At 66.3% G+C, this 21,832-nt stretch carries 19 protein-coding genes and 1 pseudogene; 12 read left to right on the top strand and 8 right to left on the bottom strand.

All coding sequences use genetic code 11. From position 1 onward, the window contains the following. Window positions 1–299: 299 nt before the first annotated feature. From EJ072_RS00420 to EJ072_RS00435, 4 genes are read left to right on the top strand one after another with little or no spacing between them, the layout of a single operon-like run. The gene (locus EJ072_RS00420) at window positions 300–1,442 is read left to right on the top strand and encodes an acyltransferase (protein WP_126078100.1); all 1,143 of its coding nucleotides are present in this window, start codon (window positions 300–302) and stop codon (window positions 1,440–1,442) included. Continuing rightward, entirely contained in the window at window positions 1,439–2,548 is a 1,110-nt protein-coding gene (locus tag EJ072_RS00425; protein ID WP_126078101.1) for a glycosyltransferase family A protein, read from the top strand. Before EJ072_RS00420 ends, EJ072_RS00425 begins: the two co-directional genes overlap by 4 nt. Further along, entirely contained in the window at window positions 2,545–3,576 is a 1,032-nt protein-coding gene (locus EJ072_RS00430) for a glycosyltransferase (protein ID WP_126078102.1), read from the top strand. The genes EJ072_RS00425 and EJ072_RS00430 overlap by 4 nt, the downstream gene beginning before the upstream one ends. Beyond that, window positions 3,573–5,345 carry an ABC transporter ATP-binding protein gene (locus tag EJ072_RS00435; protein ID WP_245467138.1) on the top strand — a complete coding sequence of 591 codons (1,773 nt, stop codon included), beginning with the start codon at window positions 3,573–3,575 and terminating at the stop codon, window positions 5,343–5,345. The genes EJ072_RS00430 and EJ072_RS00435 overlap by 4 nt, the downstream gene beginning before the upstream one ends. Window positions 5,346–5,555: 210 nt before the next feature. On the opposite strand, the gene minE is transcribed toward EJ072_RS00435, so the two are convergent. The 3 genes from minE to minC all read right to left on the bottom strand — a co-directional run bounded on the left by minE (window position 5,556) and on the right by minC (window position 7,630). Further along, complete coding sequence (minE, locus tag EJ072_RS00440) at window positions 5,556–5,828, bottom strand: cell division topological specificity factor MinE (RefSeq protein ID WP_042638296.1); 273 nt, start codon at window positions 5,826–5,828, stop codon at window positions 5,556–5,558. Beyond that, window positions 5,825–6,640 (bottom strand): septum site-determining protein MinD, encoded by an 816-nt coding sequence (minD, locus tag EJ072_RS00445; RefSeq protein WP_042638294.1) that lies wholly within the window; start codon window positions 6,638–6,640, stop codon window positions 5,825–5,827. Before minD ends, minE begins: the two co-directional genes overlap by 4 nt. Before the next feature lie 99 nt (window positions 6,641–6,739). After that, window positions 6,740–7,630, bottom strand: coding sequence for a septum site-determining protein MinC (gene minC / locus EJ072_RS00450; RefSeq protein WP_126078103.1), 891 nt, complete (start codon window positions 7,628–7,630; stop codon window positions 6,740–6,742). Between the two features lie 184 nt (window positions 7,631–7,814). Between minC and EJ072_RS00455 the strand changes: the two genes are divergently transcribed. Next, on the top strand, window positions 7,815–8,240 hold the full coding sequence (locus EJ072_RS00455; RefSeq protein WP_126078104.1) for an SgcJ/EcaC family oxidoreductase: 426 nt from the start codon (window positions 7,815–7,817) through the stop codon (window positions 8,238–8,240). 113 nt (window positions 8,241–8,353) lie between these two features. Further along, window positions 8,354–8,788 carry a hypothetical protein gene (locus tag EJ072_RS00460; protein ID WP_126078105.1) on the top strand — a complete coding sequence of 145 codons (435 nt, stop codon included), beginning with the start codon at window positions 8,354–8,356 and terminating at the stop codon, window positions 8,786–8,788. A 97-nt stretch (window positions 8,789–8,885) separates the two neighbouring features. On the opposite strand, the gene EJ072_RS00465 is transcribed toward EJ072_RS00460, so the two are convergent. Beyond that, a complete protein-coding gene (locus EJ072_RS00465; RefSeq protein ID WP_348526950.1) occupies window positions 8,886–10,370 on the bottom strand; it encodes an FAD-dependent oxidoreductase in 1,485 nt (494 codons plus the stop codon). Between the two features lie 340 nt (window positions 10,371–10,710). On the opposite strand from EJ072_RS00465, the gene EJ072_RS00470 reads away from it, so the two are divergent. The 3 genes and pseudogenes from EJ072_RS00470 (at window position 10,711) to EJ072_RS00480 (ending at window position 12,802) form a co-directional block, all read left to right on the top strand. Then, the gene (locus EJ072_RS00470; RefSeq protein WP_126078107.1) at window positions 10,711–11,262 is read left to right on the top strand and encodes a group 1 truncated hemoglobin; all 552 of its coding nucleotides are present in this window, start codon (window positions 10,711–10,713) and stop codon (window positions 11,260–11,262) included. Between the two features lie 156 nt (window positions 11,263–11,418). After that, window positions 11,419–11,878 (top strand): annotated as a pseudogene (locus tag EJ072_RS00475) (FAD-binding oxidoreductase); the annotation flags it as partial. Window positions 11,879–12,019: 141 nt separating this feature from the next. Next, a complete protein-coding gene (locus tag EJ072_RS00480) occupies window positions 12,020–12,802 on the top strand; it encodes an FAD-linked oxidase C-terminal domain-containing protein (RefSeq protein ID WP_245467328.1) in 783 nt (260 codons plus the stop codon). Window positions 12,803–13,312: 510 nt separating this feature from the next. On the opposite strand, the gene EJ072_RS00485 is transcribed toward EJ072_RS00480, so the two are convergent. The 3 genes from EJ072_RS00485 to EJ072_RS00495 all read right to left on the bottom strand — a co-directional run bounded on the left by EJ072_RS00485 (window position 13,313) and on the right by EJ072_RS00495 (window position 15,927). Then, entirely contained in the window at window positions 13,313–14,167 is an 855-nt protein-coding gene (locus EJ072_RS00485; RefSeq protein WP_245467139.1) for a BA14K family protein, read from the bottom strand. Between the two features lie 126 nt (window positions 14,168–14,293). Continuing rightward, window positions 14,294–15,394, bottom strand: a complete 1,101-nt coding sequence (locus EJ072_RS00490; RefSeq protein ID WP_189343180.1) for a KamA family radical SAM protein — start codon at window positions 15,392–15,394, stop codon at window positions 14,294–14,296. A 128-nt stretch (window positions 15,395–15,522) separates the two neighbouring features. After that, on the bottom strand, window positions 15,523–15,927 hold the full coding sequence (locus EJ072_RS00495) for a VOC family protein (protein ID WP_126078111.1): 405 nt from the start codon (window positions 15,925–15,927) through the stop codon (window positions 15,523–15,525). Between the two features lie 122 nt (window positions 15,928–16,049). Between EJ072_RS00495 and EJ072_RS00500 the strand changes: the two genes are divergently transcribed. From EJ072_RS00500 to EJ072_RS00510, 3 genes are all read left to right on the top strand, one after another. After that, window positions 16,050–16,748, top strand: coding sequence for a YafY family protein (locus EJ072_RS00500; RefSeq protein WP_126078112.1), 699 nt, complete (start codon window positions 16,050–16,052; stop codon window positions 16,746–16,748). A 322-nt stretch (window positions 16,749–17,070) separates the two neighbouring features. Further along, the gene (locus EJ072_RS00505; protein WP_126078113.1) at window positions 17,071–18,732 is read left to right on the top strand and encodes an acyl-CoA synthetase; all 1,662 of its coding nucleotides are present in this window, start codon (window positions 17,071–17,073) and stop codon (window positions 18,730–18,732) included. A gap of 434 nt (window positions 18,733–19,166) precedes the next feature. Beyond that, complete coding sequence (locus EJ072_RS00510; RefSeq protein WP_126078114.1) at window positions 19,167–20,060, top strand: hypothetical protein; 894 nt, start codon at window positions 19,167–19,169, stop codon at window positions 20,058–20,060. Window positions 20,061–20,093: 33 nt separating this feature from the next. Here EJ072_RS00510 and EJ072_RS00515 read toward each other — a convergent pair whose 3' ends face one another. Then, complete coding sequence (locus tag EJ072_RS00515) at window positions 20,094–21,521, bottom strand: hypothetical protein (RefSeq protein ID WP_126078115.1); 1,428 nt, start codon at window positions 21,519–21,521, stop codon at window positions 20,094–20,096. Window positions 21,522–21,832 lie beyond the last annotated feature (311 nt).

A 21,832-nucleotide genomic window follows, 5' to 3' on the forward strand; every position in this document is an offset into this window, starting at 1 on the left:
TTCATAGGACCATTGGATCAACCCGTACGGATATTTCACTGCACAACTATTTTCGGCCCACAATGGGATCACATCTTATTTCAGGATCGTAAGCATTTTGTGTTGCACCGCAACATCCGCCGCGACAATCGTGGAGCGGGGGCATGCCTGTTGGAGGATGCCATTATTGTGACTCGGATGGGCATTCCGCCGGCCGGCAGGGATTGCGCCCCCGGCCACGACGGCAAGCGGCTGGCCCGCGACGGCGGGATTTGCCCGCCCTCTGCCGCGCGGCATTACAGACCTGGCGAACGCAGCTGATGACAAACGCGCGCGACATCCAGCTCGACGCCTTGCGGGGCGTTGCGGTGACGCTGGTGCTCTACTCGCATTTCCTCGCTCCAGGCGGCTCGTCCTTCGTCGGCCATCTCGGGGTCAGGCTGTTCTTCGTGCTTTCCGGCTTCTTGATCACCCGGCTGTTGCTGGACGCGCGTGACACCAGCGCATTCGCCTCCGGGCCGGCGCTGCGTTCCTTCTATGCCAGGCGCATGCTCAGGATATTCCCGCCTTACTTCGCGGTCCTGGCGCTCGCATGGTTCGCCTCGGAACAATCCAGGCCCTCGCTCGCCTGGCATGCGCTCTACCTCTCGAATTTCTGGTACGCGCGGCAGAACGACTGGACGCCCTGGCTGCTCTGCCATTTCTGGAGCCTCAGCATCGAGGAGCAATTCTACCTCGCCTGGCCGCTGATCGTGCTTCTGGCGCCGCGCCGGCGCATCGAGGCGATCGCCATCGGCGTCATCGCGTTCTCGCTCGCCTACCGGTTCTACTGGCCGATCGCCGCCAACCCGGCGCTGGCCCGCGACCTGCTGCCGCCGGCCTCGATGGACGCGCTTGGCTGCGGCGCCCTGCTTGCCGTCCGCCGCGCCAGGGGCGCGGATGCGCCGCAATGGATGCGGCTCTGCTGGCCGGCCCTGGCGGTGGCGTTCCTGTTCGTGGTCCAGTCCGATCCCGGGCCGGCGGATTCGGCCTGGGAATGGCCGCGCTGGACGCTGGTGCAGGTGCTGCCGCTGGTGCCGATGCTGGCAATCGTCGACGCATGCTCGAACGGCCTGCGCGGCACAATGGGCAGGGTGGCCGAACTCCCCCCGCTGCTATGGCTCGGCCGCATCAGCTACGGCGTATACCTCTATCATTCGATCCTTCTGGCCTGTGCCGTCAGGGCGCAGCCATGGATCCCGGTCAACGTCTCGGAACAGGGGCCGGGGCGGTTCCTCGTCGCGGGCACCGCCACGCTGGTCGTCGCCTCGCTCTCCTGGGTGTTCTTCGAGAAGCCGCTCAACGGCCTCAAGCGCTATTTCCCCTATGTCGCGCCCGCTCATCCGCGCGGCGCGAGCGAGGCCCTCCGGTTCGGCGCCGCCCCGGCGCTCGATCTGCGGCCGACGGACCGGAGCCGACCATGACCGCGGCACCTCTCATTTCCGTGCTGTTGCCGGTCTACAATGCCGAGCCCTATGTGGCCGCCGCCATGCAGTCGATCCTGCGGCAGGACTACGGCCGGCTCGAAATCATCGCCATCGACGACGGATCGACCGACAGGTCGCTGGAGATCCTCGAACGCTGCCGCTGGGACGACGGCCGCGTATCGATCATCTCGCGGGAAAACCGTGGCCTCGTCGCCAGCCTCAATGAGGGACTGGCGGTCGCGCGGGGCGAGCTGGTCGCGCGCATGGACGCCGACGACTTCGCCTATCCCTGGCGGCTGTCGCGCCAGGCGGCGCTGTTTGCCGCGCGGCCGGAGCTCGGCTTCTGCGGCGCGCTGGTGGACACGCTGCTGCACGGCCGCGTCCTTAAGGGGCGGCTCGACCCGGTGTTCCGTCTCGACCTCACCGTGCTGTCGAAATTCTTCACCATCTTCCTGCACCCGACGGTGGTCTACAACCGCAAGGTCATCTCCGAGGCCGACCTTCACTACGACGGCAACTACCGGCACGCCGAGGATTTCGACCTCTTCCGGCGGCTGGCCGACCGCTATCCGGCGGCGCTGATGCCGGAAAGCCTTCTGGTCTACCGCGTCCATCCCGGCAGCGTGACCAGCCGGCACAGCAAGGAGATGCGGCGCACGCATCTCAAGATTGTCGGCGAGAATCTCGAGCGCCTGGGTTTGGCGCAGAGCTGCGAGGACCTGCGCGCTATCGGCGATCGCGTCTGCCTCGACACCGTGCGACGGGCGGCCGCCTTTATCCGGGCGCTTGAAGAGCGGATCGCGGCATTGCCCGACCCGACGCGGCCGAGCTTGGAAGCCGGCGCGCTGAACCTGTTCTATTTCCTCTACCAGCTCGTCAATGACGAGGAGCGGCCGGCGCTGACACATGAATTGCTGACGCTGACCGGGAAATGGAACGCAATCCGCCGCCGGGAGAAATACGCGCTCGGCCCCGGCGCCTGGGCGCCCTGGCTGAGCCAGGCCTCGATGTGGGCGGGCAAGCGCGCCGACGGGCTTGCCTACCGCCTCAAATCTGCGCCGGCAGCGTCAGTGCTCGCGCCCTACAGGATGGCCGCGCCATGAACGTCGAGCGCCATCCGCTGCTGCGCCACCTGCGCCCCGCCCTGCCCCCTCCTCCGTGGCCCAGGCAGCGGCCACAGGTCTCCTTCATCGTCTGCACGCGCGACCGCCTGGCCGTGCTCGAAGCCTGCATCGAATCGATCCGCGCCGCTTGCCGGGCGCACCCGGCCTACACAGCCGAACTGGTGGTGGTCGACAACGGCTCGCGCGACGGCACGGCCAGTTATCTTTCGGCGACCGCCGCTAGCTCTGACATCGCCCTGACCGCAATCTCGGAGCCTCGCCCCGGACTGGCGGCGGCGCGCAATGCGGGGCTGGCGCGGGCGCGCGGGCGGGTGCTGGTGTTCGTCGACGACGACTGCAGGCTCGACCGCAGCTATCTCATCGACCTCGAGCGGCATTATGCGAGCGGCGAGAAATGGCTGATCCGCGGCGGCCGCGTCGAGACCGGCGACGTGCTGGACCTGCCCTTCACCATCAAGCGCTGCGACGAGCGCGAGCGGCTGACGCCGGCGGTCCACCCGGGCGGCTTCGTGCTCGGCTGCAACATGACCATGCACCGCGACGTCGCCGCCCGCATCGGCCCCTTCGACGAACGCTTTGGCGCCGGCGGGGCGCTGCGCTCGGCCGAGGACACGGATTATCTGGTGCGGGCGATGCTCGCCGGCATGGCGGTTGAATATGTGCCCGACATGACGATCTTCCACCATCACGGACGGCGCGACCGCATGGCGATCGACCGGCTGCACCGCGACTATCATTTCGGCAACGGCGCGCTGTTGCTGAAGCATTTTCGCCGCGCGCCCTGGCTGCTGCGCCATTTCTACTGGGCGGCCCGGGCCGCCATGCGCGAGCTCGTCGGCGGGCCGCGCTTCGACCAGGAGCTCAAACTGTCGCATTGGCCGATCGTTCTGATGAACCTCGCGGGCGCGGCGAAGTTCATCGCTCTCGTGCTTGTCAAGCGGCCGGCTCGAAAGCCTCAGTCGGGCAATGAGACCAACGAGGCCAGGGCGGAGGCCGGCGCGCGATGAGCGGGCGCCCGACCCTGTCGATGCTGCGCCGGGCGCTCGGCAGCCGGCAGCTTGGCCTGCTGCCCGCCGTCGTCGCGCTCGGGCTTGCAAGCGCGGCGCTCGAAGGCTTCGGCATCGGGCTGATCATCCCGCTGCTCGGCATCATCATGGGGCATGGCGACACAGCCGGCATGGCGGGCTTCTCGGCCCTCCTGCAGAAGGTCGGCGCCGGGCTCGGCGAGCGCGAGCGGTTGATTGCCATCGCGGCCGCGATCCTTGGCTCGATCCTCTTGAAGAACCTGCTCGGCTTCGCCAATTCGGTGCTGACCGCACATATCTACGGCAAGGCCAGCCAGGCGATCCGCGGCGCGCTCGCCGAGCGGCTGCTCAATGTCGGCTATCCGTTCTTCCTGAAGGAGAGCCCCGGGCGGCTGCTCAACATCATCTCCAGCGAATCCTGGCGGGCCTCGGACGCCATCCAGGCGATGCTGGGCTCGATCGTCAGCGCCTCGGCGTCGCTCATCCTGCTCGTCTTCCTGCTGCTGCTCTCCTGGCAGATGACGCTGCTGGTGATGCTCGGGCTGGCGCTGGTCCAGCTTGCGCATATGGCGCTGTCGGCGCATCTGAGAAAGCCAAGCCGAAGCGTTGCCTCGCGCAACAGCGCCTTGGCCTCACGGATGCTGCACCTGGTCCATGCCGGCCGGCTGATCCGCATCTTCGGCCAGGAGGCGCGCGAGAAGGCGGCGTTCGAGGCGGCGTCGGACGGCGTGCGCCGGGCGGCCTTCCAGCTTTCCAACCGCCAGGGCGCGCTGGCGCCGCTGACCGAAGTGCTGCACGCCATGTTGTTCCTGGCGGTGGTGATCGGGGCCTGGCTGGCGGGCCTGAGCTTCCCGATGGTCGCCGCCTTCCTCATCCTGCTCTATCGGCTGCAGCCGCATGCCAGGGCCCTGCAGATGACATGGAGCCAATTACAGGGGCTTTCCGGCTCGCTGGAGGAAGTGACCTGGCTGCTCGATCCCGAGGGCAAGCCGGCCGCGCCGCAAGGCCGCCGGCCGTTCGCGTCTTTAGGCGAAAAAATCGCCTTCGAGGGCGTGAGCTTCAGCTATGTCAATGAGGAGCAGCGCGCGGCGGTGCTGCACGCGGCGAGCTTCGACATAAGAAGCGGCCGCTCCACCGCCCTGATCGGCCGCTCCGGCGCCGGCAAGACGACCATCGTCAACCTGCTCTGCCGCTTCGTCGAGCCGGACGGCGGCCGCATCCTCGTCGACGGCGCGCCGCTTGGCGAGATCGATCCGGCCGCATGGCGGGCGCACATCGCCCTCGCCAGCCAAGAGCTGGAGCTGGTGGACGGCACGATCCTCGACAACATCACCTACGGCAAGGACACAGCGAGCGAGGAAGAAGCGCGGCGCGCGGCAGAGCTTGCCGAGGCGCATGAATTCATCGAGCGCCTGCCGCAGGGCTACCAGACGGTCGTCGGCTATCGCGGCGTCAACCTGTCGGCCGGCCAGAGACAGCGCATCGCGCTCGCCCGCGCGCTGGTGCGCGACCCCGACATCCTGATCCTCGACGAGGCCACCAACGCTGTCGACGGGCTTTCGGAAGCGGCGATCGTGGAAACACTGAAGTCGCGCGCCGGACGCCGCACCACGATCGTCATCAGCCACCACCATTCGACGATCTCGTTCTGCGACGACCTGGTGATCCTGGAGCATGGACGGGTGCGGAAGCAGGCGCCGTTCGCCGAGTTGGCGGCGCGCAGCATGGATGAGTTGTACCAGCCGGAGTGAGGAGCGCGAAGGATCGAGGCGCTTCGGAACCTTGGTTCCTCGCCCCCACGAAGGTGGGGAGAGGTGGCGCGGCGAAGCCGCGACGGAGAGGGGGAAACGCGCCGGCCTGGAAAGCAGTCGGAGGGAACCCGCCAGCGTCGCAGGCCCCCTCTCCGCCCCGCTGCGCGGGGCACCTCTCCCCCGCCTTGGCGGGGGCGAGGAACCCAAGTCCTATCCCGCCATCGCCAGCGGGGCGGCGCTCTTGTTGGGGATCTGGATGTCGATCTCCAGCGTCGACATGGTCGCGCCGCGGTCCATCGAGACCTGGAGATAGTCCTGGTCGATCTGCACATGTTTGGCAATGACCGCCATGATCTCCTCGCGCAGGATGGAGACGAGGTCGGGCTGGCCGCGGCTCTGGCGCTCATAGGCGAGCAGCAGCTGCAGCCGCTCGCGCGCCACCGGCGCGCTGGTGCGCCGCTTGAAGAGGTCGAGGATGCTCATGCGGCCCTCCTTCCGAGCAGCCGGTCGAGGAAGCCCTTGCGTTCGAAGGGGACGACCACCGGCAGGTCTTCGCCTTCAAGGCGTCTTGCCGCTTCGAGGTAAGCCTTTGCGGCCCCATTGAGCGGTTCCGAGAGCGTGACGGGCGAGCCTAGATTGGAGGCCCGCAGCACATCCTGGCTTTCCGGGATGATGCCGAGCAGCGGCGTGGAGAGGATCTCCAGCACGTCGTCGATCGACAGCATCTCGCCGCGCGAGGCGCGCGCCGCGTCGTAGCGCGTGACCAGCACGTGTTTTTGCACCAGCTCGCCCTGCTCGGCCTTCATGGTGCGGGCGTCGAGCAGGCCGATGATGCGGTCGGAGTCGCGCACCGACGACACTTCCGGGTTGGTGACGATGACCGCCTCGTCGGCGAAGCGCATGGCGAGCTGCGCGCCGCGCTCGATGCCGGCCGGGCTGTCGCAGAAGACATAGTCGAACACCGAGCGCAGCCGGGCGATGACTTCCGCCACGCCCTCTTCGGTGAGTGCGTCCTTGTCGCGGGTCTGCGAGGCCGGCAGCAGATAGAGCGTCTCCAGCCGCTTGTCGCGGATCAGCGCCTGCGACAGCTTCGCGGTACCCTGGATGACGTTGACGAGGTCGAACACCACGCGGCGCTCGGCGCCCATGATGAGGTCGAGGTTGCGCAGGCCGACGTCGAAATCGACCAGCGCCACCTTCTTGCCGGTCTTGGCCACGGCGGCGCCGAGCGCGGCCGTCGAGGTCGTCTTGCCGACGCCCCCCTTGCCCGATGTGACCACGACTACCTTGCCCATTTATACAGCCTCCGTTGGCGATTTTTATTCATGACCGTGCCGGGCACGGCGGACTCGTTAACAACTTTGGCACGCGAAACCGGTCCGAAGCTTGCGGCCTCAGCCGAGCGGCACCACGCAGAGCGCATCATTGTCGAGGAAGGCCTGCACGGCCTTGCCGCGCGACACCCCTTCCATCTCCTCGGCGGTCGTGTACCAGCCGTCGACGGCGAGCAGCTCGGCCTCGTTCTTGCGGCAGAAGATGCGCGCCGAAACATTGCCTTCCGAGCCGGCGATCGCGCGGCCGCGCAGCGTGCCATAGACATGGATCGAGCCGCCGGCGACGATTTCCGAGCCGGACGCGACCGAGCCGAGCACGATGACGTCGCCATGCGGATGGAACACCGACTGTCCCGAGCGGATCGGCGCCTTGATCATCAGCGTGCCGGCGGAATGCCGCGCCGGCTCGGCGCCCGCGCTTGCGGCTTGCGCCGGTTCGATCCTGACCGCTTCGAGCTTCGCCAGCTCGGGGTCGACCGGCTCGTCGGCGGACATCGCGATCTGCGGAGCCTCGGCAGGCGCCGCCTCCGCGACCGGCTGGATCTCTCCAGCCGCCTGAGCCTGCTCCCCGGCGACGACTTCCAATTCCTCGGCCCGCGCCTTGCGCGCGGCCCGGCCCAGCAGCCCCTCGGCGGTCGCCTCCTTGGCGCCGGCCAAGAGCGGCGGCAGCTCAGGCCCGAGCTCGGCGCCTTCCAGCTCGATGGCATAGACGCGGATGCCGCGCGAGCCGAGCACGCCGACCAGCGCGCCGATCTCCTCCGGTCCCGGCTGGAGGAGGTTGAGATCCAGCACCACCGGGCGACCGTTGAAATAGCCCGGCGAGTTGGCGATCCAGCGATCCAGCCCCTCCAGCCAGTCGGCGATCGGCGCCTCCGGCGTCAGCGTGAAAGCGACGAAGGAACGGGCGCGGAAGCGGATCGATTTGTTGTGCAGGGGGGCGGCGAAGGTCACGTCCAGGCGAATCCTTACTCAATGGTTAAAGGGTGCCGGGCGAATGGTTAACAAAAGGTTAATTTTGGGGATCAGGGCCGTTAAGGAAGTGGCGCGGCCAAGTTCTGTGGCCGCACGGTGACAGGGCCTGCCGATGCCGCTATCGTCTCACCCCAGCCTGGCGGAAAGCAAGGGAGATCATGTCATGGAGATCAGCAAGCCCGAGGACGCCGCGGCCGCCTTCGCCGATGCCTGGAACAAGCATGACATGGACGACTTCGCGGCGCTGTTTTGCGAGGACGCCAATTTCGTCAATGTCGTTGGCATGTGGTGGAAAGACCGGGCCGAGATCGAAGCGGCGCACCGCGCGACTCACAAGACCATGTTTCGCGACAGCCGGCTTGAGGGTGTCGCCGCGTCGGTCGTCGAGCTGTCTCCCGGCCTCGGATCGGTGCACTACAGATGGACCCTGACCGGCGCATCCGCCCCGGACGGCTCGCCCGCCGGAACGCGGGAAGGCATCCTGCTTCTGGTGGTGAAGAAGGAACAGCTTGGATGGCGGATCAAGGTGGCCCAGAACACCGACATCGTCCCAGGCGCGATCGCTCCCCCTGCCCGCGCAAGCAGATAGAACGGCCAAGCCCGATCGAGTCGCGCATGTGAAGCGGCTAATATACAGGCGATCTGCAGCCGAGCACCATCCCGCCCGGGACTTTCCACTCTTCAGGGACAAGGAGACGGGCAATGGGCATTTATCGGGAAGACTGCAGGCGAGCAGGCAAGGCAGGCACGGCACTGGCGGCGCTGATGTTGCTGGGAGGATGCATGACGCACCAGCCGACAGGCATAGATGCATACCAGACGAGCGGCATCGACCAATGGCTGGCGACGGCCGACGCCGACAAGGTCGTCAACGCGATGGCCGCGAAGGGCCTGATGCCCGCCACCATCGACTGCCGCTTCGCCGACACCACGCCAGGACAGGTGGCCTACCTCTCGAAATTCACCTGGACGCGGGCGCCCGCCAACACACGCTACCACTGGGAAGTGGGCGATCCGGCCTATCTCGCGAGCAAGGAAGTGCGGGCCAACCGGGTGGGCTTGCAGCGCGTGGATGCGAAGGTTGTGCGGGACAGCGCTACAGGGCAGAAGGTCGGGTGCTCGGTTTGGGTGGGATAGGCGAATCCTACGAAACAGAACAATCGGAGCCGGTGGCTGGGGCGCTATAACCGACGAATATTGGGCGAATTGCAGCGGTCAAGCCTCTCCCGCCGGGCTAGGCCAAAGGCCGGATCGCCGGCCCGTTGAGGACGGTTCCGTCTGGCGAGAACTGCGAGCCATGGCAGGGGCAATCCCAGCACTGCTCCGTGGAATTCCAATGCACGATGCAGCCCAGATGCGTGCAGCTCGCCGAATGCCGGTGCAGCGTTCCGTCGCAGTCGCGACATACGGCGAGCTTGCTCAAGCCGTCCTGAAGGATGCCGCCTTCACCAGGCTTGAGATCGTCAGCCGATTTGATCTCGCCGGGCAGCAAATAGCCAGCAAGGTTCTTCACCGTCGTGAGGTTCTCATTGACGTATTGCGCAAAGGCTGCGGGCGGCGTCCGGTCCGGGGCGTACACGGCTTCCCAGGGGTTCGATCCTTCCACGATCAAATCGCGGATCAGCAGTCCGGCCAATGCGCCGTGCGTCATGCCCTGTCCGGAGTCGCCGGTGGCGATGAAGACGTTGCCGTTGCCGGGGCTGCGGCCTATGAAGCCGCAATAGTCGATCGTATCGAGAACCTGACCGGACCATCTCGCTCTTTCTCTGCCAAGATCGGGCACCAATGCCCTGATCCAGGCTTCGAGCGCAGTAAAGCGAGCCTCGCCGTCATCGGCTTCGCCCGATTTGTGATCGCGGCCGCCGGCAATGAGACAGTCGGTCTCGCTGGGGCCGGGATTGAGTCGGACATAATAATAGGGATCGTCCATGTCCCAGTAGAGCGCGTCGGGAAGAATTCCCCTTTCAATGTCGAAAGCCATCGCATAGGTGCGGTAAGGCGCCATCTTGCTATGGATCTTTACCCAGGTGTTGATCGGCGAATTGGTGGCGAACACCGCGTTCGAAGCGGTGATGGTGGAGCCGCCGTCGCATTTCAGGCGAACCTGCGTTCCCTCCTCGATTTCGACGACGGCGCTATCGGTGAATGCCTTGCCGCCTCGCTTCTGGAAATCGGCGAGCAGCGCGCGAAGATATTTCAGCGGATGGAAAGTGGCCTGGTTCGGATAGCGCAGGATGGGCGCCTTTTCATGGCCCTTGAGCGCTACACCCTTGCCATGCTCAACCGCGACGCCGATCTTTGCCGCGGCGGCATATTCCTTGTTGCATTCTCTGGCGGCCTCTTTCTCATCCATCCAGGCGGCGGGGAAAAGGAAGCCGTCCAGCCGCCGGAAGTCGCAGTCGATCTCCAGCCTGCCGACATGCTGTTCGATACAGTCGACGGCGGCTTGCTGGCTTTCCTGAAATCCGCGCGCGAGGGCCTCGCCGCGCATCTTAACCAGAGCGCTCAAACCGTCATCGCAGATGGGCGCCAAATGGGCGGTCGTGCGGGAAGTCATGCCGCCGAGCAGAGGGCCGCGATCCACAAGCACCACCTTGCGACCTGCCAAGGCCAGCTCGTAGGCGACGGAAACTCCGGCGATGCCGGCTCCGATGACGGCCACGTCGCACTGCTCGTCCTGTTCGAGGCGGGGAGCGCTGGGGAAGCTGGTATCGAGCATCCAAAAAGATCTGGTCGCTTCGCCGCTGACGTTCATCGCATTTCTCACCGAGACGACATAAGCTCGCCTCATCGACCGATCTTGGCCACTGCGAGCGGGGGCCGTCGTTTCAAACTCCGTTCGACGCGGAATGTTCCTGAACCTGGACGACGCGCTAGCGCGGGTCTTTAAACTGGCGTGGCCATGAAACAGGCCTCGACCGGAATATTTGGCACTGGGGACTCGTTAGTTTCTCAGACGATGCCAGGTAAGGCAAAGTGGACATATCCGAAGATCTAACTCATTGTCGCCGCCAGACAGGCCGCGGCTTGCTCTGGCATAACCTCAAAGGGAACCAGAGATGACAACGGCTGTTTCGACCTTTTTCACAAGACGATGTGTCGTCGCAGGGCTGACGGTGGCCGCCGCATCGACCGCTGTATTGCCGGCCGACATGGCGCGCGCGCAGAACAAGCAAACCACGCCTGACAAAAGCCTGTACGAGCGGTTGGGGGGCGTGTTCGCCATCGCCGCGGTGGTGGATTACTTCAGCGACGCCGTAGTGAAGAATCCCATTGTCGGCAAGAAGTCCAAGAACCCACAGCTACGGAAATGGCACACCAAGAACCTTGAACGGCTCCCCGGCCTCAAATTCATGCGCACGCTGTGGGTCTGCGACGTTTCCGGCGGCCCCTATAAGTTCGTGGCCACGAGGCCCGGCGCGACGCCGCTCGGCCTCGAGGAGGCGCATCGCGACTTGCGGATCTCTCCGGCGGAATTCGACGAGGTCGCGGCGGAACTGGGGCGGACCCTAGACCACTTCAAGGTGCCGGAGGCCGAAAAGTCGGAGGTCCTGAAGGCCTTCGCTGCGCACAAGGACGAGGTTACCGCCGGCTTTGCCAAAAAGGGCTGACGCCAGACCGTCAGGCGCGTCTTTTTTGCCGATCTCGCGCCCAGCCCGGTGACGGGTTTGGATGGCGCTGTCTTCGCGCGGGCTCTTCGGTAAGCTCCGTGACTCGGAGGCTCCGGTTCCTCTATAGAATATCGCTTCCCGCCCCGGAGCCTTCGCATGTCCGCCTCCCTCATCGCCGCTTTGCGCGCCGCCCTGCCCTCCACCACCATCTGGGACGCCGCCGAGCTCGCCTCGCGCGATCCCGGCTTCGATGCCCGCAATTTCGGCGCTTCGGCGCTGGTGCGGCCGCGTGATGTCGAGGGCGTCGCGGCGCTGGTGCGGTTTTGCGCGGAGCGTGGCATCAGCCTTGTCGCCCAAGGCGGGCGCACGGGGCTGGCGGGCGGGGCAGCGACTTCCCAAGGGCAGATCATCTGCGATCTCGGCGGGCTTGCCCAAATCGAGGAGATCGATCCGTTCGCGCGGGTGGCGATCGTGCAGGCGGGGGTGACGCTGGGGGCTGCGGGAGGCGGCGGCGGCGCATGGGCTCGACCCGGGCATCGATCTTGCGGCGCGCGGCAGCGCCACGATCGGCGGCATGGTTTCCACCAATGCCGGCGGCATCATGGCGTTTCGCAACGGCACGATGCGCCACCGCGTGCTCGGCCTTGAAGCCGTGTTGCCGGACGGGCGGGTGTTTTCCGACCTCACAAGGGTGCTCAAGACCAGCGCCGGCTATGATCTAAAACATCTCTTCATTGGCGCGGAGGGCACGCTTGGGATGGTCACGCGCGTGGCGGTGCGGCTCGACCCGGTGGCAGGCGCCAGCGCCACGGCGCTGGTCGGCGTGCCGGATGCGGCAAGCGCCCAGCGCATCGTGCGGCATTTTCTGGGCTCGACCAGCGCGCGGCTCAGCGCCGCCGAGATCCTGTGGCGCAATTTCGCCTCGCTGATGCAGCGGGGGCTGGGCTATGCGCCCGGGCAGCTGCCGCTCGATGCGCCCTGCCTACTGGTGCTGGGGCTCAGCGCGGACAGTGTCGAGGCGGCCAGAGGGGTGTTTGAGGACGGGCTGGCGGCGATCTGGGAAGAGGCCGGCATCATCGACGGGCTGGTCGCGAGCTCCGAGGCGCAAGCCGCCCAGATGTGGCGGCTGCGCGAGGAGACAGTTGAGATCGAGCGCGCGCACCCGATGGCGCCCTCCTTCGACGTGTCGGTGCCGGGCGGCGCGCTGGACGCCTATGTGGCGCGCATCGAGGCCGGGCTGAAGCGGATCGACGCCGCCTACGCGCCCTATGTCTACGGCCATCTCGCCGACGGCAATCTGCACATCTCGATCAATTGCGACGGCCCGCTTCCGCATGAGCGGCACGCGGCGATCGAGGACGTGCTTTACCAGGGCCTGCGCGAAGCCGGCGGCTCGTTCTCGGCCGAGCATGGCGTCGGGCTGGAGAAGCGCGAGGCGTATGAGCGCTACGCCGACCCAGTGAAGCGGGATTTGGCGAAGGCGATCAAGGCGCTGATCGATCCGGGTCATGTGATGAATCCGGGGAAGGTCGTGGGGTGAGATCGGTGGGCTAGCCTTGAGATGCGGGCGGGAGAGCGCCCCCTCTGGCCTGCCGGCTTTCGTCGCTCGAAAGCAATCAGGACAGAGGGGTGTGGCGGAACGCGGCGCTGCCCTCTTTTCTTGGCCCCCACGAATGTGGCCAGGGGATGCACACATCTTCTGTGACGGGCGTGACTGATCAGGCCTCGGCTCGATTGCCAGGTGGTTCCCCCAATCCGTCGCTGCTTCGCAGCGCCACCTTTCCCCTCCTCCGGAGGGAAAGGAGGGGAGCGTTGCTGGACGAGCGTTGACGGCAAAAAGCTTGGCGCCTTCCTCTACCCCGTCGATCGGGGGAGAGGTGGCTCGGCGAAGCCGAAACGGAGAGGGGGAGCGCCGACGTAAGGATGCTGAGCGAGCCCGCCGGCGCCGCAGGCCCCCTCTCCGGCCGCTTCGCGGCCACCGTTCCGGCCACGGGTCTCGCCCGTCGTTCGGACCCCCCGCCGCTGGCGGAGGCGAGGAAAAGCGTTGGCCCTACTCGCACTGGCGGCGCGGGCCGCCGTCGAAGGGTTGGTAGGTGTTGTCGCGCGGATCGTAGGAGCGGTAGCGGCTGAAGCAATAGTCGATATGGTCGGCCGAGACCGGCCGGCTGGAGGCCTGGGCGGCCTCCGCCTCCGGCGAGATCTCCTCCGGCGGGCCGCCATAGGTTGTGGCGTAGCCGTCGCCGAACGGGGCATAGCCCTGCATCTCGGCCTGGTCGTCGCTCGTCTCGTTGATCCCGTCGCCGGCCGTGGCGGCCTGCCGGTCGTTCGCGCCCTGATCGCTGGTCTGATCGCTTTGGCCGGTCGAGGCGGTGCGGTCGCCGGGATCGTAATAGGGCGAGATGCAGGGGCGCAGCTCGCCCCTGTAGGAACGGTAGCTGTTTTCGTCCGGGCGGTAGCTGCGGTAGCGCGTCGCGCACCATTGCAGATGGGCGACGGGCAATTGTTGCTGAGCCTGCTGATCGGCCGGCGTCGGCTGCTGGGCCGCGTTGGCGGCCGGCGCGGGCTGGATGGGAGCGGAAACGTCCGGCAATGGCTGCAGCTTCGGCTGTGCGGTCGCCGCCGGCGCCGCGAGCTGGGTGGCGCCAGCCGCCTTGGCTGGTTCGCCCGGGGTCGGCTCGCCGCCCGCCTTGGCGGGCGCGGCCTGCTGGGCGGGAATGCGCTCGAGATTCTGCTTCTGCGGATCGACCGGCTGCGCGTCCTTCGTCCAGAGCTCGGAAACGCCGATCGTGGGGGTTGCCTGGCGCACCGGCTTGGCGGCCAGCATCCAGGTGGCGAAGGCAAGCCCGCTGGCGAACACGGCCAAGGTCAGCACGAACCCACCGGCAATTCCCAACAAAGCCTTCACGCGGCGCTCCTTCAGTCCCCGCTCATAGAATGCGGGGCGCGAGATGGAGTTCCTTCTGCTGCGCAATGGGGGCCAAAGTCGGGCGGGCAAGCGCCGTCGCCGGACGCCGGCAAGACAGATACGGCGTCAGTCCTGGCCAACCACTTCCTTGTATTCCCGCACCTTGCCGTCCTGGCCTCTGATCAGCCAGGTGTCACCGTCGCGGCCCTCGATATGGCTCGCCGCCAGCGGCACCTTGCCGCAGCCGTCCGGCAGGTCGATGACATAGGTCGGGATGCAGATGCCGGAGAGCCGCCGGCGCAGTTCCGCCACCAGCGCCTGGCCCTCGGCGATCGTTGTGCGACGGTGCGCCATGCCGCGCGCGAGGTCGCCGTGGTGCAGGTAATAGGGTTTCACGCCGAGACGGTACATCAGCTCGCGGCAGAGCTCCTCCAGCACCTCGACCTTATCGTTGACGCCTTTCAGCAAAACGCTCTGGTTGAGCAGCACGAAACCCGCCTGCCGCATCGCGCGGCAAGCTTCCTCCGTGGCCTGTGTGATTTCCCGCGCGTGGTTGAAGTGCGTGACCACGCTCACCATCAGCCGGCCCTGCAGCGCCTCGACCAGGCCGGGCGTGATGCGCGACGGCAGCGCCACCGGCACGCGGGTGTGGATGCGCAGGAGCCTCAGATGCGGGATCGCCTCCAGGCGGGCGCGGATCTCGGCCAACGCCTTGTCGGGCAGCGACAGCGGATCACCGCCGGTCAGGATCACCTCGCGGATTTCGGGATGCCCGGCGATATAGGCCAGCGCCGGCTCCAGGGCTTCCCGCGTATAGCCGCGGCCGATCGAGGTCAGCGACTCCTTCCTGAAGCAGAAACGGCAATAGACCGCGCATTGATAGGTGGGGAACAGAAGCACGCGGTCGGCATGGCGGTGCGTCAGCCTGGGCGCCGGGCTGAAGGCATGGTCGCCGATCGGGTCGTCGAGCTCGCCCTCGGCGGCGACCAGCTCGTCGGGCGAAGGGATCACCTGGGCGCGGATCGGATCGTCCGGGTCGTTCCAGTCGATCAGGTCGAGATAGGGTTTTGGCACGCGCACCTTGTGGGCCGCGGCGGCCTCCTGCGCGGCGGCGCGCTCGGCCGGCGAGAGCGGCAGCGGGGCAAGGTCGCGCACATGGCGCACGCCGGCGCGGACATCGTCCTGCCAGGCGGCGTCGGCGGCCGGTTGTTTGAGATCGGTAGTCATGGACATCCCGGAACAGATTTGCGCGGGATATCGGATGGATGGCGCACGGCGTCAACCGCACGGTTGACGCAGAGCCAAGCACGCTAGCCGGCCGCGTCTCATTCCTTCGCGCTGGGCATAGCAATCCCTCACCCGCCAAACTTCGCTATCGCCGCCTCCGTCACCGGCGTGAAGAAGTTCACCAGATTGCCGTTGGGATCGCGAAACAGTAGCGAGCGGTTGCCCCAGGGCATTGTGGTCGGCGCCTGCACCAGCGCTTCGCCCAGACTCCCGGCAAGCCTGCGGTATTCCTCATCGACATCGGCCACGCGGAACTCGATGATGGCGGTGCGATTTGCCGCCGGGCTTGCCACGTGGTCGCCGCCGAAGAGCGCAAGCGTGCGCGTGCTGCCGATCGCCAGCGTGCCCGCTTCCGTGACCAGCTCGGCGAAGTCCTCGGTGTAGAGCGTGAGCTTCATGCCCGTGACTGTCTCGTAGAAGGCGACGAGCCGCTTGACGTCGGCGGTGATGATGCGGGTCGAAACGAAATTCATCTGGTCTTCTCCGTCGGCTGGCCGACGAAGAGATCTTCGCGGCTGGGCGCGCCCGTTCAGGAGCCCTGCCCCGGCTTGTGGACCAGGCCTGCTGCCAGCATAGTGGCAACAGGAGACTTGCCTTGCGCCGCGCCGACAGACTGTTCCAGATCATCCAGATCCTGCGGCGCTCGAGCCGGCCGATCACCGCCAGCCGGATCGCCGAGGAGCTCGAGACCTCGCGCCGGTCGGTCTATCGCGACATCGCCGACCTCATCGGACAGCGCGTGCCGATCCGAGGCGAGGCCGGCCTCGGCTATGTGCTCGACCGCGACTACGACATGCCGCCGCTGATGCTGACGCCGGACGAGCTGGAGGCGGCGGTGCTCGGCGCGCAATGGGTGGCCGACAAGGGCGACCCCGTGCTGGCGGGCGCGGCGCGCGACCTGATCGCCAAGATCGCCACCGTCGTGCCCGAGCGGCTGCGCCCCTTCGTCAGCAATCCAACCGTCGGCGCGCCGCTCAGCCGCGCGAGCCTGCCGGACGGGCTGGATATCGCCAAGGCGCGGGCTTCGATCCGCAAGGGCCACAAGATCCGGATCCGCTACCGCAACGAACAGGGCGACGAGAGCGAGCGCGTGATCTGGCCGACCATGATCGGCTACGCCGAGACGGTGCGGCTGCTCGCCGCCTGGTGCGAGCTGCGCCAGAATTTCCGCCATTTCCGCACCGACCGCGTCAGCGCGGCGGAGTTCCTCGACGAGCGCATCGGCTGCCGGCCGGGAGAGCTGCGCAACCGCTGGAAGCGGCATATGGAGGCGCAGGGGCTGCGCTTGCCTTAGCTCGCGGCGTAGGCGGCCATAGAGGGTTTGCATTCCTTCGCGCCCCCTCTGTCCTGCCGGACATCTCCCCCACTTGGGGGAGATCGGATGTCGCGCCGGGTTTCGCCAATCGCCGATGTAGTAAGGGAGGGCCGGCGCTGAAGCTGCCAATCTCCCCCCTTGTGGGGAGATGTTCGGCAGGACAGAGGGGGCGCCGTGGAGCGCGACCTCACTCGCTTGCCAAGGTCCATCGACTTTCGCCGCAATCGACCAGCGCCCTCTTTTCGGGCAATCTCCCTTGGCGGCGATCATGGGAGATGACCGCCGCCAAGGGAGGATTGCCATGACCGACACGCCGGCGGCGCTGCCGCGCTATGAGGATGCCGTCGAGCGCTTCCGCATCGAGGACGAGATCGCCAGGCTTCACGGCGATCCGGCGACCGGCATCAACGCCTATGTCGAATGCTGCGGCCGCTATACAGGCGAGAACCGGCTGGCGCTGCGCGCGATCTCGGCCGGCGGCGAATTGCGCGAATATTCCTTCGAAGACCTCGCCGACATGTCGGGCCGTGTCGGCACCCTGCTCAAAAGTCTCGGCGTCGGCCCCGGCGATGTCGTGGCCGGCATGCTGCCACGCATTCCCGAGCTTGTAGCGCTGATCCTCGGCACATGGCGGATCGGCGCCGTCTATCAGCCGCTGTTCACCGCCTTCGGACCGAAGGCGATCGAGCATCGCTTGAGCTACAGCAAGGCGAAGCTGGTGGTGACCAACCCCGCCAACCGCGGCAAGCTCGATGAGGTGGAAAACCGCCCGCGCATCGCGACCATTCTCGCCCCCGGCGAGACGCTGCCCGCAGGCGACATCGATTTCCGCGCGGCGCTCGCCGCCGCCTCCCCCGACTGCGAGCCGGTGATGCGCAAGGGCTCGGACCTGTTCATGATGATGTCGACCTCCGGCACCACCGGGCACCCGAAAGGCGTGCCGGTGCCGCTCAGCGCGCTTCTTGCCTTCGGCGCCTATATGCGCGACGCGATCGGGCTTCGCCCCGACGACGTCTTCTGGAACATCGCCGATCCCGGCTGGGCCTACGGGCTCTACTACGCCATCACCGGGCCCTTGCTGCTCGGCATCGCCACCACCTTCTACGAAGGCGCCTTCAACGCCAAATCGACCTACGACATCATCGAGCGGCTGGGCGTCACGAGCCTTGCCGGCTCGCCGACGGCCTACCGCCTGCTGATGGCGGAAGGGCCCGAGGCCGCGGCCCGCGTCAAAGGAAAGCTGCGCGTGGCGAGCAGCGCCGGCGAGCCGCTCAACCCGGAAGTGATCCGCTGGTTCGACGCCCATCTCGCCGCGCCGATCCACGACCATTACGGCCAGACCGAGAACGGCATGATGGTCAACAACCATCACGGGCTCAGGCATCCGGTACGCGCGGGCTCGGCCGGTTTCGCCATGCCGGGCTATCGCATGGTGGTGCTGGACGATGAAGGCAACGAGCTCGGCCCCAACCAGCCGGGCGTGCTTGCCGTCGACATCGCCAACTCGCCGCTGCGCTGGTTCGACGGCTACCACCAGGCGGAAACGCCGGCGATCGCTGGCGGCTATTATCGCACCGGCGACACGGTGGAGTACGAGCCGGACGGCTCGGTCTCCTTTATCGGCCGGGCCGACGACGTCATCACCTCTTCCGGCTACCGCATCGGGCCTTTCGATGTCGAAAGCGCGCTGATCGAGCACCCGGCGGTCAACGAGGCGGCGGTGGTCGGCGTGCCCGATCCGCAGCGCACCGAAATCGTCAAGGCCTTCGTGGTGCTGGCGCCCGCTTACAAAGGCAGCGAGGCGCTGGCCGAGGAACTCGCCCAGCATGTGAAGAAGCAGCTCTCGGCACACTCCTATCCGCGCGAGGTCGAGTTCGTGAGCGAGCTGCCGAAGACGCCGAGCGGCAAAATCCAGCGGTTCCTGTTGCGCAAGGCGGAAGTCGACAAGCGCAAGGACAGTTGAGCCAGGTGCAGCACGGGAACTGCTGATCTCCCCCCTTGTGGGGGAGATGTCCGGCAGGACAGAGGGGGCGCTGTCCCGCCGACGGATCGGTACTTGGATCGGCCCGTCCCAGCGCTTCGTCATCCTCGGGCTTGACCCGAGGATCCATGCCGTGACCTTCTCCGGAGGACGCAGCGGAGCAGAATTCTGAACCGTTGCAACACCTTAGCGTTACGGCATGGATCCTAGGGTCTGCGCTGCGTCGCTTCGCTCCTTGCTTCGCCCTAGGATGACGACCTCAATGGTTTGCGTTCCTTCGCGCCCCCCTCTGCCCTGCCGGGCATCTCCCCCCTTGTGGGGGAGATTGGCAGCTTCAGCGGCAGCGCCTAAGTCTTTTTTTAGCCCAATCTTGCCTGCAAGACATGCATACGGTTTTCGGCGAAACGGGGCACATCATGCGGCTGGTCTTGACACTTCTCCTCGCGCTGGCGGGCAGCGCGGCGCTCGCCGCCTCGCCGGAAGACGATTATATCGCGGCGCGCGACAAGGCGATTGCCGACATCACCGCGCAGGTAAGCGCCAACACGGCCATCGAAACCATCGACGCGCAGAACGAGAAGGCGCTGGCCGACCTGAAGCAGCGTCTCGCCGCCATTCTCGGCCCGCTTTCGGTCAAGGGTTTTCCGGCGACCGGCACCAACAACATCGAAAGCCTCAACGCCTCCGATATCGGCTATGGCATGCTCGACGGGCTGCGCTATGCCCAGAGCGACGACGGCCCGAGCATCGTCGTCTCGACGCGCGGGCTGACCGAGCGCTGGCTCAAGTCCAAATCGACCGAGGCGGAAGCGGATTTCAAGCTGCCCACCGATATCGGGGCGGCGCTGAAGCTCGACAGCTTCTACACCCAGGCCATCGGCAGCGACGCCGCCTTCTCCGGCACGCTCGACTTTCCGCTGAAGAAGCCCGACGGCGCCGACATGGTGGTGGCCCGGCTCGGCGGCTGGACGCAGGATGTCGGGCCGATCTACGAGCAGCATGTCGTGGTGGCGGTGGTCAAAGGTGACCGAGCGCTGATCGCCGAGGCGCCCGCCTCCCCCGCCGTGCCGAAGATCGCGGCCTGCGATTCGATCTGGGCAGCCGCCGACGCCGCCGCGCAGAAAGCCCAGCAGGGCAACGAGGGCTCGGACCAGGACGACTCGCAGGCTTCCGATCCCGCCAACGCCGCCTGGGAAAAGGGCGATGCCGACTACCGCGCCTGCATGGCTGAGCGTCTGCCCGGCGATCCGTCCTTCCCGGCGCTGCTCAAGCAAGCTCAGGACCTTGCCGACGGCATGACGGGCAAGTAGCCCGCCACAGCAGTTCCAGGCGCGGCGGTTTTCTCAGCCCGCGTTGGCTCGCAAGTTCCGCCGCGGAACACGCCGCGCGGCCGGGCGCGCTGCTTCCGCGATGATCCCGTTGGCCTGAGGCGCGGCATCCTTGCGCGACCTTGCGTCGGTCACCCGATGCAGCCGCTCGTAAGGCAGCAATTCCCGGATGCGCGCATTGAGCGCTTCGACCTCGGCGTGCAGATCCTCGCATTCCTGCTTCTGGATATCGAGCTGGATCTGCTCGGACGCCTGCTGCAACGAAAGCTGTGAGAGATTGGTGCTGACCTCCGACAAATTCTTCTTGTCGGCTTCGCTCTCTTCCCTGAGAACGGCGAGCCTTTCCTCGGCGATCTGGCGTTCGGTGACGGCATCGTTCAACTGCCCCTTGAGCCTGGTGATTTCGGCCGAGGCTTCGCCATTGTCGGTCGAGACCTTGTCCAGGCGCGACTGCAGTTCCTGCATTTCGGCGCGCAAACCACGCATCTCGGCCTGGCTGCGCGCCAATTCGGCGGCGCTGTCGCTTTCGGCGATCCGCGCCGCCTCGGCTGTTTCGGCGAGCCTGGCCTGGGTTGCCTCCAGCGCCTTCTGCAGCCGGGTTTCTTCCTTTTCGTGATTGCCGATCTGAGCCATCAGCTCGGCAATATGGGCGGTTTCGCTGGCGTGGGTTGCCGCGAACTCGTCGAACTTGTGGCGGGCCTCAGCCTCGCGTCTTTGCGCTTGCTCCAGGTCGACCGTGAGGCCGACCTGCTTCTCGCGCAGCAGCTTGTTCTCGGCGCCGCGCCTGTCGACTTCGACGGTCTTAGCGGTCAAGGCTTTGACGATCTCACCGAACTCCGTCTCGCGCCTGGCGTTCTCATTGCTCATCTCCACCAGTTCCAGGCGCACGGCCGCCAGCGCCGAGCGCAACTGCTCGCGGTCCTGGACGAGGCTCGCCTCGCGCTGTTGCCAGGCCTCGGCCGCGCCGTCGCGCTCGCGCTGCTTGCGGGCGGCGTCAAGCAATTGTTCCGAAAGCGTTTTGTGTTCGGCGGTAAGAGCGAGATTTGCCAGCTCCAGCTCGTTGGAGCGCAACACGTCGCGATGGAAGACGTTGAGGACCTCGCGCGTCATGTGATGCGCGGTGGCGATCTCCGCCAGCTTCGCCTCGATCTCCTGCAGATGGCCCTGCCCATCGCGGAAAAGCCCGGCGACGGCCTCCAGCGCGGCGAGCCGCGTCTGGGTATGGGGCGTCAACCGCGATGGCGCTGCCTCGGGCTGCTGTTCTTCGGGCGGCGGATTCTCGTCGCTTGCCACGAGTTCCTGACCGGCAGCGGCATCGTCTCCCGACGGCGGTTGTTCATCATCCTTCAGAACGTCCTCGAATGCTTCCGCCAGATCCGATTGGAGTTCCTGAAATTCCTTATCGACGTCCTCGGCCCGCTTGATCAGAGACTTGAAATTCATCACCACACATCCCTTACTCACGCCCCACGCGTACTTAATGAATTGCTAATCTAGCCCTTTACCTTCCTTTCGGGAAGCCTATGCAACCGAAACCGAAATTAAGGTTATCGCCGGTCGCAACTTATGCGGAACCGCTGCCAGGTGATCCGTCTGCCGGGCATAACATATGTTAACTTCATCTCTCGATGGATGCTGAAATTCGCCGCTGTAAAAGGGAGAAGGCACCGAGCTGCTTGGCATCATTCATCGAGCCGCTTGGCATCATTCATATGGCGGATACGAAGACTTTGCGACGGAACAGAGAAGCTCGG

It is taken from the genome of Mesorhizobium sp. M2A.F.Ca.ET.046.03.2.1 (assembly GCF_003952425.1).
In the GTDB taxonomy this organism is placed as follows: Bacteria; Pseudomonadota; Alphaproteobacteria; order Rhizobiales; family Rhizobiaceae; genus Mesorhizobium.